The 14133-nt window shown below is 50.0% G+C and carries 9 protein-coding genes and 3 tRNA genes; 7 read left to right on the top strand and 5 right to left on the bottom strand.

All coding sequences use genetic code 11. From position 1 onward, the window contains the following. Positions 1-42 precede the first annotated feature (42 nt). Positions 43-765 carry an N-acetylmuramoyl-L-alanine amidase gene (locus ABID13_RS09600; RefSeq protein WP_007865688.1) on the top strand — a complete coding sequence of 241 codons (723 nt, stop codon included), beginning with the start codon at positions 43-45 and terminating at the stop codon, positions 763-765. A 349-nt stretch (positions 766-1114) separates the two neighbouring features. Next, positions 1115-3148 (top strand): glycogen debranching protein GlgX, encoded by a 2034-nt coding sequence (gene glgX / locus ABID13_RS09595; protein WP_227884486.1) that lies wholly within the window; start codon positions 1115-1117, stop codon positions 3146-3148. 354 nt (positions 3149-3502) lie between these two features. Here the strand turns inward: glgX and ABID13_RS09590 are convergent. The 4 genes from ABID13_RS09590 to rpoN all read right to left on the bottom strand — a co-directional run bounded on the left by ABID13_RS09590 (position 3503) and on the right by rpoN (position 5304). Beyond that, positions 3503-3574: transfer RNA gene (locus tag ABID13_RS09590), tRNA-Gly, on the bottom strand. Between the two features lie 24 nt (positions 3575-3598). After that, positions 3599-3669 (bottom strand) — tRNA-Gly (locus ABID13_RS09585). Positions 3670-3693: 24 nt separating this feature from the next. After that, positions 3694-3766 (bottom strand) — tRNA-Phe (locus tag ABID13_RS09580). Positions 3767-3918: 152 nt separating this feature from the next. Then, complete coding sequence (rpoN, locus tag ABID13_RS09575; RefSeq protein ID WP_007865726.1) at positions 3919-5304, bottom strand: RNA polymerase factor sigma-54; 1386 nt, start codon at positions 5302-5304, stop codon at positions 3919-3921. Positions 5305-5548: 244 nt separating this feature from the next. On the opposite strand from rpoN, the gene ABID13_RS09570 reads away from it, so the two are divergent. Genes ABID13_RS09570 through ABID13_RS09560 form a run of 3 tightly spaced genes read left to right on the top strand, consistent with a single transcriptional unit; the run spans position 5549 to position 9403 of the window. Beyond that, on the top strand, positions 5549-7021 hold the full coding sequence (locus ABID13_RS09570; protein ID WP_045092392.1) for an MBOAT family O-acyltransferase: 1473 nt from the start codon (positions 5549-5551) through the stop codon (positions 7019-7021). Positions 7022-7035: 14 nt separating this feature from the next. Then, complete coding sequence (locus ABID13_RS09565; RefSeq protein WP_048930026.1) at positions 7036-8169, top strand: alginate O-acetyltransferase AlgX-related protein; 1134 nt, start codon at positions 7036-7038, stop codon at positions 8167-8169. A 52-nt stretch (positions 8170-8221) separates the two neighbouring features. Next, positions 8222-9403 carry an aldo/keto reductase gene (locus ABID13_RS09560; protein WP_045092393.1) on the top strand — a complete coding sequence of 394 codons (1182 nt, stop codon included), beginning with the start codon at positions 8222-8224 and terminating at the stop codon, positions 9401-9403. Positions 9404-9514: 111 nt separating this feature from the next. Here ABID13_RS09560 and ABID13_RS09555 read toward each other — a convergent pair whose 3' ends face one another. Continuing rightward, positions 9515-10378, bottom strand: a complete 864-nt coding sequence (locus ABID13_RS09555; RefSeq protein WP_007865739.1) for a YitT family protein — start codon at positions 10376-10378, stop codon at positions 9515-9517. A 331-nt stretch (positions 10379-10709) separates the two neighbouring features. Between ABID13_RS09555 and ABID13_RS09550 the strand changes: the two genes are divergently transcribed. Together ABID13_RS09550 and ABID13_RS09545 are read left to right on the top strand one after the other, a co-directional pair. Next, on the top strand, positions 10710-12992 hold the full coding sequence (locus tag ABID13_RS09550) for a ribonucleoside-diphosphate reductase subunit alpha (RefSeq protein WP_007865740.1): 2283 nt from the start codon (positions 10710-10712) through the stop codon (positions 12990-12992). A 55-nt stretch (positions 12993-13047) separates the two neighbouring features. Continuing rightward, positions 13048-14091: a ribonucleotide-diphosphate reductase subunit beta gene (locus ABID13_RS09545; RefSeq protein WP_007865741.1), complete on the top strand. Its 1044-nt coding sequence runs from the start codon at positions 13048-13050 to the stop codon at positions 14089-14091. Positions 14092-14133 lie beyond the last annotated feature (42 nt).

Here is a 14133-nt window from a genome sequence, read left to right as displayed (position 1 = left end):
GGTGAATATACTGGATTAAAGGTTATCAGGGAGCACCCATTGATGAAGCAATCAGCATGGCAGACTGTGATGGGGATCCTGCTGCTTGGAATCGTGGCCCTTATATCGTGGCAGGCCGGGACACTGGTGTCGGTGCAGAACCATAAGGCGGATGCAGACAAGGCGAAGCCGGTGGTGGTCATAGATGCAGGACACGGAGGGAACGATCCTGGCAAGGTGGGAATCAACGGACAGCTGGAAAAAGACATTAACTTAAAGATTGTACAGCGCCTTAAGGAGTATCTGGAGGCAGCCGATGTAAAGGTGGTGCTGACCAGGGATTCGGATCAGGGGCTTTACAACTCCGGCGACAGCCATAAGAAGATGGCGGATATGCGCAGGCGCTGCGAAGTGATTGATGAGGCAAATCCTGACCTGGTGGTGAGCATCCATCAGAACAGTTATCATGAGGAGTATGTGTCCGGCGGCCAGGTCTTTTACTATAAAACCTCAGAAAAAGGAAAATATCTGGCGGAACTTCTACAAAAAAGGTTTGATTATGTGCTGGGAGAAGCCAACAAACGATTGGCCAAGGCCAATGATAATTATTATCTTCTTCTTCACGTAAAGGCGCCCATTGTCATAGTGGAGTGCGGTTTCCTCAGCAACAGCAAGGAAGCGGCCCGCCTGGAAGAGGAGGATTACCAGGACAGGATGGCCTGGACCATCCACATGGGAATCCTTCAGTACCTGAACACGGTGGGGAACCAGACCGCCAAGCAGTAAGGCCAGCGCCAAAACGGAATAAGACAGGAAGCTGTTCGTCATATGAGAATCCCGGATTCTCATTTGACGAACATTTTTTATAGGCACAGCAGGGCCGTACACAGGGGGATGTAAATAAAAGCAATGCCTTGCTATTATGTGCCCAGCCACATATAATGAAAACAGGATGAGCGCAAAAGGACCAACGTGTTGGTAGGTTTAAAATGGAGGAGATATGGATCAGGATACGGGAAGCAAGATAAGTGGAAGTAAGATAACCGGAAGTAAGGTAACAGAAGAAGAGACATGCCTGTGCCCGGATGTAAAGGAGTCACTGGTAGGTGCGGAAGGAGCCATCCATCTGGTTCCCATGAACCATGTGGGCGGATATGATGTACGGCCGGGCTTTTATGATATTTACGGAGCCACGGCAATTCCCGGGGGTGTGAATTTTACCATCCATTCCCACGCTGCCACCGGGGTGGAGCTTTTGTTATTCAGGCGGACCGAGGATGAGCCGTATGCCGTGCTGCCATTTCCGGAGCATTACAGAATCGGCAATGTCTACTCCATGATCGTATTCAAGCTGGACATTGGGGAGTTTGAGTACGCTTATCGGGTGGCTGGACCCTGGGAGCCGGAAAAGGGGCTGATCTTTGACCCATCCAAATACCTGCTGGACCCATATGCAAAAGCAGTAACCGGACAGAGCCTTTGGGGTCAGCCTTCAACTCTGGGCCAGCGTTACAAGGCCCGGGTGGTAAAGGATGACTTTGACTGGGGTGATAACCCCCAGCCGCTGATCCCCATGCAGGATCTGATCATATACGAGCTTCATGTGAGGGGGTATACAAAGCATGGGTCATCAGGCGTAAGATTTCCGGGTACATTTGAGGGGCTTAAGGAGAAAATCCCCTATCTGGTGGAATTGGGGGTCAATGCAGTGGAGCTGATGCCCATATTTGAGTTTGATGAAATGTTGGATTACAGGGAGATTAATGGGGAAAAATTGTACAATTACTGGGGATACAATACGGTCAGCTTCTTTTCACCCAATACCAGCTATACTGCCAGCAAGGAGTATAACCGGGAGGGAAATGAACTGAAGCGTCTGATCCACCTGCTTAATACCCATGGAATCGAGGTGTATCTGGACGTGGTGTTTAACCATACCGCGGAGGGAAATGAGAACGGACCTTATTTTTCATTTAAGGGGTTTGACAATAACATTTATTATATGCTTACACCGGAAGGGTTTTATTATAATTTCAGCGGGTGCGGCAACACTCTCAACTGCAACCATCCCATTGTACAACAGCTGATCGTCAGCTGCCTGCGCTATTGGGTAACAGCCTACCGGGTGGATGGATTCCGATTTGACCTGGCTTCCATTCTGGGACGCAATGAGGACGGCTCGCCCATGGATAAGCCTCCCCTTCTCCAACAGCTGGCCTTTGACCCCATACTGGGAAATGTCAAGCTGATAGCTGAGGCATGGGATGCAGGCGGCCTGTATCAGGTGGGAAATTTTCCTTCCTGGAACCGGTGGGCGGAGTGGAACGGGCGTTATAGGGATGACATGCGGCGGTATCTGAAGGGGGACGAGGGGATGGCCCAGGCAGCGGCCCTGCGCATAGCCGGATCCGGTGATATATATGAACCCTCTGTCCGGGAGAATGCTTCCGTCAATTTTATTACCTGCCATGACGGGTTCACACTGTACGATCTATATTCCTATAATGAAAAGCACAATGAGAGCAACGGATGGGACAACACGGATGGAAGCAATGACAATCACAGCTGGAACTGCGGGACGGAAGGGGAGACCAAGAATGAGGCGGTAAATGCCCTGCGCCGGCGGATGATACGCAATGCCTGCGCGGTCCTGATGTGCAGCAGGGGGATACCCATGTTTCTGGCAGGAGATGAATTTGGAAATACCCAGTTTGGCAACAACAATCCTTACTGCCATGACGATGAGGTGTCCTGGCTGGATTGGAGCCTGCTGGATAAGAACTGGGACATATTCCGGTTTTTCCAGTTTATGATTCATTTCAGGAAGGAGCATCCGGTTCTGCGGTCCAATATAAGCGATGGGTTTGGCGGGCTTCCCGATATCAGTTTTCACGGTACAAGTCCATGGATTAAGGAGTTTTCCAGCTATGACAGATATATTGGTGTGATGATGGCGGGACAGATTGAGGGGAAGGCGCCGGAGGCTGTCTATATCGCCAGCAATGCGTATTGGGAACAGCTGGATGTGGTGCTTCCTGAGCTTCCGGAGAGCATGGCGTGGTCACTGGAGGTCAGTACCTGGGAGAATGACAGCAGGGAAGGAAAGCCTGTGGAAAGCTCTTTTGTGATACCTCCCAGGACCGTGATGGTATTTTGCGGGAAAATATAAGAAAAACTCCACATAAAACTTGATGGGGGAAGAATAAATGGTTGAAAAAAGCGGCTTTACCAGAGATAATCCTTAAGACAAAGAACGCCCCGGTTTGCGGCATATTTGGTCCCGGTTCAGTCAGCGTAGACCACTACGCTGACTGAACCGGGGCCCGCTACGCTGGCTGCACCGGGACCAAAATTTCCCGTAAAGTGTGACGCACATCTGGCGAATAGTATCTGACGAACAGCATTTTACAAACACGTTCTAGTACTTTTCTGTCCGGGGGTATGAAGCCGGTTTCATAGGGGTTATACTGTACATAAAAAACAGCGGACCCTCTCTTCAAAGGCTTCCGCTGTAAATAAAAAAAGCGCGAGACGGGATTCGAACCCGCGACCCTCGCCTTGGCAAGGCGATACTCCACCACTGAGCCACTCGCGCATTATAACAGATATTTGATTAAAAAGCAGGTGATGGGAATCGAACCCACGTATCTAGCTTGGAAGGCTAGTGTTCTACCATTGAACTACACCTGCAATCTGCTGAATGCTTCTCAGCAGTGCCCAGAGCCGGAATCGAACCAGCGACACGAGGATTTTCAGTCCTCTGCTCTACCAACTGAGCTATCTGGGCATCGGTCTGCATAAAAACGCTGTAATTGCGTTGTTTCATCATGCCGACAACGCTAATATTTTACCTAGTTTTTGCTCAGTTGTCAAGAGATTTTTGAATTATTTTTATGAGTATTGAACGATTATTCAATTAATATTTTTTTCAGTCCTAATTTACACGTATTCCTTCCTGCCGCTGGCATCTGCAATTTCTTCCTCTTCCCGGTATTTTGCAACGGTCCTGCGTGAGATGGTAATGCCGCGCTCGCCCAGCTTTTCCCCCAGCAGGCGGTCACTGTAGGGCTTTTTTTTGTCCTCGGCATCTATGATCTCCCGAAGGGCCCGTTTGATATCCGCGGCAGTAACTGCCTGGGAGGACTGGGAGCCGGAAGCATTTTCCTGGACCGAAACCTGGCGGGAGAAGAAAAAGTTCATGGGATACACGCCCCAGGAACACTGTAGGTACTTTTTGCTTACAGCCCGGCTGACGGTGGACTCGTGGATATCCAGCTCCTGGGCAATGTCTGCCAGCTTCAGGGGAGCCAGGTGGGAGGGGCCGTAGGTGAAAAATCCTTCCTGGTGTTCCAGCAGGGCTTTGGACACCTGCATCAGGGTCTTGCCTCTCTGGGCCACGCACTGTTTCACCCATTCCGCCTGACGGATCTTGTTGCTCAGGTATTCCTTCAGCTCCGGGGAATCGGGGTTGCGGTTCATCTGACTGTAGTAACTGTTAACTTCTATATTAGGATACATGGATTCATTGAGAAGGATATCAAAGTGTTCCTTAAACTTTACAATGGTCACGTCCGGTATGATATACCTGAGTTTTTCCCTGCTGCTAAAGGAGACCCCGGGCTTGGGATTCAGGGATTTGATGATCTGGCAGTATCCGGCTGCCTCAGCAGGGGACAGGCGCAGTTTGCGTGCAATGGCGGGAATCTGGTTTTTTGCCACCATTTCCAGACAGTTATCAATAATGGCGGCCAGAATGGGAGTGAGCATCTCCCTTCGCTCCAGCTGAAGAGTAAGACACTCTTCCAGGTTCCTGGCGCACACCCCTGCGGGATCCAGTTCCTGTAAGGAGTACAGAAGCTTTTCTACCAGTGCGGCATCGGCCTTAAAATATGCGGCGATATCATCCGTGCTTTCGCTGAGATATCCTTTGTTATCCAGGGATTCCAGCATAAACTTTATGATCTCGGTCTCCTGTTGGGAAAAATCCTCTGTGACCAGCTGTGACCAGAGGTAATCCTGGAGTGTCTCACCGTCATCCGTGTTGATATTCCAGTTGCTCTTGAAATCGTAGTCATCATCATTATTCTGTCTCTGATAAAGATAGTAGTTTTCCTCATTGAAGGAGTTAAGCCACTGCTGTTCCTCGATGGACTCCCTCTGCTGGGTTTCGGCAGGAGGTTCCACAATATCGATTACGGGATTTTCCAGTGCCAGATCATTAATATATGTATTCAGCTCCTGGGATGTCATCTGAAGAATTTCTGCCGACTGTATCATACGCTGAGACAGTGCCTGAGTCTGTTTCACCTGCAGTTTTAAATCCATAGTACTTCCTTCTTTCATCATCAGTCCAATGTTTTTTTGCCCATACAATTATAACACAGAAGGCCGGCAAGTACAATCAGGGACTTGGACGGATTCCCCATTTGATTTCTTGCTTTTGATTCCCTGCTTAACGTCTCGGTCTTGTGGGAAAGGGGGTGGGCGTGGTATAATGTCCACTGAGGGTAGGCAATGAGCAGTGAGATAGAATATACTCCCAAAACCAATCCAGGAGGACCCGTTTCATATGCTGTTTAGCTCCATGATATTTTTATGGCTGTTTCTGCCGTTTGTCCTGATCGTAAATCTGATACTTCCCCACAGGATCAGTAACTGGTTCCTCATGGCAGCCAGTTTTATTTTCTATGCCTGGGGGGAGCAGGAATACATATGGCTGCTGCTGGTGTCGCTGCTGGTGAATTTTTACGGCGCCCATATCCTGGGATGCGTTGGCAGTCCCGCTCAGTCCCTGGGCTGCTTATCCCAGAGCCATGTATCCCAGCGCCATGTATTCCAGAACATCCGCCCGTTCTTTTTTGCCCTGCTCCTTGCAGTTAACCTGGGGTTCTTGGGATATTTCAAATATTTTGACTTTTTTACAGGGCTTTTGGGAAGGCTGGCAGGCCGTGAACTCATGGCGCCCAGGAACCTGCTGCTGCCCATCGGCATATCTTTTTACACATTCCAAATGATATCCTATATCGTTGATGTATACAGGGGCGACATTGAGCCGGAGAAAAAACTGTCCCATTTGGCGCTTTACATTTCTTTTTTTCCGAAAATGATCCAGGGCCCCATTGTGCGGTATCGGGGTTTTGGCGCATGCATAGAGACGCGTCATGTCACGCCGGAGACATTTGCCTACGGCGCCAGACGCTTTATCTACGGGCTGGCTAAAAAGCTGATCCTTGCCAATCAGTTCGGCAGTATCGTGGACAAGGTGTTGTCGAGCCCCATGGAGCAGATCAGCGGCGGTCTGGGCTGGTATATAGGGGTTCTCTACACCCTGCAGATTTATTATGATTTTTCAGGCTATTCAGATATGGCTGTGGGCATAGGGAAAATGCTGGGCTTTTATATTCCGGAAAATTTCAATTATCCATACCTTGCAAGGAATGTGGGGGAGTTCTGGCGCCGGTGGCACATTTCCCTGTCCTCCTGGTTTAAGGACTATCTCTATATACCCCTGGGAGGAAGCCGAAGGGGAAGGGCACGCACCTGTGTGAACCTGATGGCAGTGTTTCTCTGTACGGGATTCTGGCATGGGGCCGGCCTGTCCTTTCTTGCATGGGGGATCTATTATGGATGCCTGCAGATATTGGAACGCCTGTTTTTAAAAAAGTTCCTGGACCGGTTTCCGGGATTCTTTTCTTCTGTGATAAGCTATATTTATATGTTCTTTGTCACTGTGGTTGGATGGACCATGTTCCGTGCGGATTCTCTGACCAGGGGCATGACCCTTTTGCGTCAGATGTTTTTCTTAAAGCCCGGGATATATGACCTGTCCATGTTTGTCACCCATAAGACAACGGTATGTATGATGGTCGGTTTTCTGATCTGCGGCCCGGTGCAGAAAATGCTGCCCGGACTGGCCCGGCATATGCTGGATGAAGACAGCGTTTCCCTGACGGAAAGCATGGGGCTTATCCTGCTGTTTGCCTATAGTATGGCCGTGGCTGTGGGAAGTACATATAATCCGTTTATATACTTCAGATTCTAGGAAGGGGGCGCCGGATGAATAAACGTACAAAAGCATACATATTTGCAGCCATGTTCATGGGGATGATGGTGCTGCCCCGGCTTTTGTTCATTCCCCTGAAGGACTATGTTGACACGGAGAATTATGAAAACAGGGTCTACCAGGAAAAGCCTGTTCTTAGGGTCCGTGGAATAAAGACGTATCCGGGGTTGTATGACGCCTATTTTAATGACCACCTGGCTTTTAAGAATCCGCTGGTGGCATTTGTAAAGCTGGCGGATATCCGCGTATTCGGGGAGGTATCCTCAGATGCCGTACTGATGGGACAGGACGATTGGATGTTCTATAAGCTTAAGAACGAGAATGAGGACAGCCTGGCTGATTATCAGGGAACAAACCGGTATCCGGAAGAGAAGCTGGAGTGTTTTGCCCGGCTTTTGGAACAGGCGGACCATCATCTTGCCTCCAGGGACATAAAACTTATATTGTATATTGTGCCAAACAAAGAGCAGGTGTATAGTGAGTATATGCCTTCCAGCATAAAGGTTGTAAATGAGGAGTCCAAGGCGGACAGGCTGTTTGAATATCTGCGGGATCATACGGATGCGGACGTGTACTATCCTCTGGAGGAGTTTAAGAGGGCAAAGGATGACTGGTGTCAGATATACCGCAAGTATGATACTCATTGGAATGATATGGGGGCATTTCTGGCATCCCAGATGGTGATCAGAGATATTGACAATGAGAAATTCGGCCCTGAGTCCTATATGGAGTACCCCATTGAGAACAAGGGATCCTTTAGCGGGGATCTGGCCGTTATGCTGAACCTGCAGAACTATTATGATGACGATCCGTTTCTGAAGGTGGGAGGATACCGGGACGATATAACCATTTCCATGGATTATGAAAATGAAAGGGGCACCGTGACCCACTATTCATCAGATGTTCAGGATGACACCAGGAAAATATTGATCTGCCGTGATTCCTTCGGCGTCCATATGGCAGAATATTTTGCAAAGAATTACCCGGATGTGACCTTGCTGGATTACCGCACCGAGGATTGCGGGGCGGCAGTGATGGACCGGAAACCGGATGTGGTGGTGATAGAGGCCGCGGAACGGTATACGGATTATATGTTTGGGCTGCTGGACCAGCTGGCCGGTATATAGTGGGATCAGAGCAAAGAATGTGCATTGTGTTAAAAAAAGGAGGATTTTAACGATGAGATACAGGACAATGAGATTTGATAACGGAGAGGACAGGGTATCATTTCTGGGATTCGGATGTATGCGTTTTCCGAAGACAGAGGATGGGAGGATCGATGAGGCGCAGGCCGCGAAGATGCTGGACACTGCCATAAAAGCAGGAGTGAATTACATCGATACCGCATATCCCTACCATGACGGAGCCAGTGAGCCGTTTGTGGGCCGCGTGCTGTCAGGATATCCCAGGGATCAATTCTTTTTGGCCACCAAGCTGCCTGTGTGGAAAGCAGATTCAGCCCAGGACGCCCAGGAGTTATTCGAGGAACAGCTGAACCGTCTCCAGGTGAAATATGTGGATTATTACCTTCTCCATGCCCTGAACAGGGAGCGGTGGGACAAGCTGGTCCGCTCCGATATCATTCCGTGGGCAGAGCAGTTAAAGAGGGAAGGGAAGATCCGCCATCTGGGATTTTCATTCCATGATGATTATGAAATGTTCCGGGAAATCATTACCTACAAACAGTGGGATTTCTGTCAGATCCAGTACAATTATATGGACAGGGATGTCCAGGCCGGGGACAGGGGCTATGCGCTGGCGGAGAAGATGGGGGTCCCCATGATCGTTATGGAGCCGGTTAAGGGAGGCACCCTTGCGAATCTTCCGAAAGAGGCGGAGGACGTGTTCCGGGCAGCAGACCCGGATGCCACCTGCGCATCATGGGCCCTGCGCTGGGTGGGGAGCCGTCCCAATGTTAAAGTCATCCTGAGCGGCATGTCATCCCCGGAACAGGTGGAGGACAATTTAAGGTCATTCAGTCCCTTTGTGCCTTTGGATGAAGAGGAAGAACAGGTGGTGAGCCAGGCTGCCCAGGCGATCCGAAGCCGGATCAAGAACAGCTGTACGGCTTGCCGTTACTGCATGCCCTGCCCTGCGGGGGTGGATATTCCCGGAAATTTTGCCATTTGGAATGAAGGAAGCATGTATGACATTGAAGAAAAGGCAAGAAAAGCATTCAGAGAAAAGCAGGAAGCAGGCGCAGGCGCTGAAGCGTGCATTAAGTGCGGAAAGTGCGAGTCGGTCTGTCCCCAGGGGATCCATATAAGGAAAGATCTGGAAACGCTGGCCGGGGAGCTTGGGATGGACCGGGTGAAGGAGGAAGCGCCAAAGGAAGTAGATCCCTGTCTTAAGATCAGGTGATGCGGAAACAATCGAAAATAGAACATAATAAGAAACGGAGCCGCTGCAGCAACAGGCTCCGTTTTGTCAATCCGCTGTAAGCGGATCAGTGATTCTATTGTTGCCGGCCTTTTAATTAGCCAGGAATCCTTTCCCGATAATTTCGCTGGAATTGGAGATCAGCATAAAGGCGGTTGGTTCAATGCCGCGTATATAATTTCGCAGCTTCAGGGCCTGGCTTCTCTTCATGGTGGTCATGATAACTGTCTTTTCGTTGTGGGAAAATGCTCCTTGGGCGTGGTAGACCGTGGCGCTTCTGTGAAGGGTGTTGATGATATAGTCACAGATCGGCTCCGGGTTGTCACAGATAATGTTAAAGCATTTGCACAGGTTCAGGTTCTGGATCACATCATCAATGACAAGGGACTTGGCAGCGAGTCCAATGGTAGAGAACAGTCCTGTCTCCGGTCCGAACACAAAGAATGAGGATGCCACTGCTGCCACATCCACCAGCATCAGGACCGTGCCTATGTTCAGGCTGGTATGCTTTTTTAAGATCATGGCTATGATATCCGTACCTCCGCTGGACGCCCCCAGGTTAAAGAGAATGGCAGTGCCCACTGCGGGGAGGAAGATAGCAAACATAAGCTCCAGCAGAGGTTCGTCAGTCAGAGGCCGCGCCAGCGGGCAGACACGTTCCAGGAGGGATAAGGTAAAGGACATAAGCATGCTTGCGTAAACGGTCTTAATGCCGAATCCTTTTCCCAAAAACATAAATCCAAGCAGCAGTAAAAGCGTATTCACAATGGATGTGAAATCGCCGGCAGACCACCTGGTAACCTCGCTGACCACAGTGGAAAAACCGGTCACTCCTCCAAAGGCAAAATGATTGGGAAACTTAAAAAAGTAAATGCCCACCACCATGATCCAGATACTCAAAGTTATGACACCATACTCGGCGGCTGTGCGCCGGAATGGATTTTTTATTTCTTTCATAATCCCTGCTTTCCGGTTGGAAAGCTTACCCCCTTTGCAGCTCGGGGCTGCATTGTTATTATCATTTCAATGTTACATTTCAACCATATAATAATCGCAAAATGTTACAAGTGCAATCACCTTTTTTGCTGAAACAAGTACAATGCAGGGGCTGTGGAAAGACGTTGAAAATTGAGGGAAATAAAAAATGGTAAATAAAGACAAAACACAGTATTTTGGGTATTTATGTAAAAATACGGCTTGTAACCACAAGATATATGGTTTATAATGGGTTTCGTGACCGTAAGGTCAGTACTGCGCTGCATGTATGGAAGGAGATAAAAATAACATCATGAATGATAGGGATATAGAGACAGGATTGGGGAAATTGGAAGGATGGGGAGACAAAGGCGCCGGTCTGGAGAGATGCCTGAGGGAAATACAGAGGGATTTCCCAAAAGAGGGGGAAGAGGACCGGTATGCTTTGGAGCATCTGTTTGAGCGGTACCGCGCATTTGAAAAAACGGATATGACGTTCCCGGAGCGGATGGATGCCCTGATCCGGTCCGCGGCCGAGCTTACCTCCAAGGAGAATCCCAGATGGGAATTTGTGGCGGCCAGGCTTAAATACTGCCAGTTTTCCATGGAGCTGCAGGACCGCCTGGATGACCTGGGGATCACCTGCCTGTATGAAAAGCTGCAATATCTCACAGAACAGGGGCTTTACGGGGATTACATCCTGGAGCATTATGGAAAGCAGGAGATTGAGCAGGCGGAAGGGTATTTGTGTGAGGACAGGAATCACCTGTTCACATACGCGGGCCTGGACCTGCTTTTAAAACGCTATGTGATCCAGGACCACAGCCGTCACGCCCTGGAGACACCCCAGGAAATGTATCTGGGCATTGCGCTCCATCTGGCCATGAAGGAGGACAGGAACGGGCGCATGGAATGGGTGCGCCGGTTTTACGATATGCTGAGCCTGATGCAGGTCACCATGGCCACGCCAACCCTTTCCAATGCAAGAAAACCATATCACCAGCTGTCCAGCTGCTTTATAGACACAGTGCCCGACAGTTTGGAAGGTATTTACAGAAGTGTGGACAACTTTGCCCAGGTGAGCAAGTTCGGTGGCGGCATGGGCCTGTATTTTGGAAAGGTCAGGGCAACGGGAAGCAGCATACGCGGATTTAAGGGCGCGGCAGGGGGAGTGATCCGCTGGATCAAGCTTGTCAATGATACGGCTGTGGCCGTTGACCAGCTGGGGATGCGCCAGGGCGCCGCGGCAGTGTACCTGGATGTGTGGCATAAGGATCTGCCGGAGTTTCTTCAGCTCCGCACCAATAACGGAGACGACAGGATGAAGGCCCACGACATTTTCCCGGGAGTCTGCTATCCGGATCTGTTCTGGAAAATGGCAAAAGAGAGCCTGGACCAGGACTGGTATCTGATGTGTCCCCATGAGATCAAGGCGGCAAAAGGGTATTGCCTGGAGGATTCCTATGGCGCGGAGTGGGAAGAACGGTACTGGGATTGCGTGAAGGACCGGCGCATTTCCAAGCGGACCGTGCTTTTAAAAGATGTGGTAAGGATGATCCTCAAGTCTGCGGTGGAGACAGGGACTCCCTTTGCTTTTAACAGGGACCTGGTAAACGGCGCAAACCCCAACAGCCATAAGGGAATGATCTATTGCTCCAATCTTTGCACTGAGATTGCCCAGAATATGGAGGCCATTGAAACAGTATCCACGGAAATCGTGGACCAGGACGGGGATACGGTGATCGTGAACACTACCAGGGCCGGAGAATTTGTGGTTTGTAATCTGGCCAGTCTTTGTCTGGGGAACATTGATGTCACAAGGGGCCGGGAGGTGGAGGAGATCGTATCCTGCGCGGTCAGGGCGCTGGACAATGTTATAGACCTGAATTTTTATCCCCTTCCCTATGCCAAGGTGACAAACAGGCGGTACAGAAGTATTGGTCTGGGAGTCAGCGGCTACCATCACATGCTGGCAAAGCATGGTATCAGGTGGGAGAGCGAGGAGCATATCGTATTTGCGGACCAGGTGTTTGAACGAATCAATTACGCCGCCGTCAAAGCAAGCAGCGCTATTGGTGCGGAGAAGGGAAGCTATGCATATTTTCAGGGAAGTGAGTGGCAGACAGGGGAATATTTTGAAAAACGGGGATATGTAAGCGGCAGGTGGCGGGAACTGGCCCGCACCGTGGCCGAACAGGGAATGCGCAACGCCTACCTAATGGCAGTGGCGCCCACCAGCAGCACCAGCATACTCTCAGGCACCACCGCAGGTCTGGACCCGGTGATGAAGCGCTTTTATCTGGAGGAAAAGAAGAACTCCATCATGCCAAGGGTTGCTCCGGAACTGACCATGGGCACGTTCTGGCTGTATAAGAGTGCTTATACCATTGACCAGACCTATACGGTGAGGGCGGCCGGCGCACGCCAGCGCCATATTGACCAGGCGCAGAGCGTGAACCTGTATATTACCAATGAATACACCATGCGTCAGCTTTTAAACCTCTATATTCTGGCATGGGAGCAGGGGGTGAAGACCCTTTATTATGTGCGCAGCCGGTCTCTGGAGGTGGAGGAGTGCGAAAGCTGCTCAAGCTGATTTCAAGGCTGTTAAACGCAGTTTGCAGAGCATGCCAAGGAAGGAAAGGACAGATATGACAGTACTAAAAACAAAACCCCTGTTTAATCCCCAGGGAGACACGGACAAGAACAGCCGAAGGATGATCGGGGGAAATACCACCAATCTCAACGACTTTAATAATATGAAATATACCTGGGCCAGCAGCTGGTACAGACAGGCTATGAATAATTTCTGGATACCGGAGGAGATCAATCTGAGCACGGATGTAAAGGACTATCAGATGCTCTCCGGGCCGGAACGGGATGCATTTGACAAAATACTCAGTTTCCTGGTGTTCCTGGACTCCATTCAGACAGCCAACCTTCCCTGCATCGGCCAGTACATAACGGCCAATGAGGTGAATCTGTGCCTGACCATACAGGGATTCCAGGAAGCGGTCCACAGCCAGAGCTACAGTTATATGCTGGACAGCATCTGCAGTCCTGTGGAGAGGGACCGCATCCTTTACCAGTGGAAGGAGGACAGCCATCTGCTGCAAAGGAATACATTTATCGGAGACCTGTACAACGAATTCCAGGAAAAGAAGGATGATGTGACGCTTCTTCGGGTCATGATGGCTAATTACATTTTGGAGGGCATATACTTTTACAGCGGGTTCATGTTCTTTTATAATCTGGGGCGCAACGGGAAAATGCCGGGAAGCGTCCAGGAGATCCGCTATATCAACAGGGACGAGAACACCCATCTGTGGCTGTTCCGCAACATGATCACAGAACTGAAAAAGGAAGAACCCGGTCTTTTTACCCGGGAGAATGTGAGCATGATGGAGGAAATGCTGCGGGAAGGGGTGAGACAGGAGATCCAGTGGGGATGTTATGTGATCGGTGATGAGGTGCCGGGGCTGACAAAGGATATGGTCACTTCCTATATCCGCTACCTTGGCAACCTGCGCTGGACCAGTCTTGGATTTGAGCCCCTGTACCCCGGATCTGAAAAGGAGCCGGAGTCCATGGCATGGGTCAATCAGTATTCCAATGCCAACATGGTGAAGACGGATTTTTTTGAGGCAAAGAGCACGGCCTATGCAAAGAGCGCGGCGATCATTGATGATCTATAGGAAGCATGTGCTGTAATATAGGATGGATGGAGGAAATGACAG

The organism is Enterocloster citroniae (assembly GCF_040545455.1).
GTDB lineage: Bacteria > Bacillota > Clostridia > Lachnospirales > Lachnospiraceae > Enterocloster > Enterocloster citroniae.
Note: the sequence above shows the minus strand (reverse complement) of the source record. Positions and strands in the feature narration are given on the sequence as shown.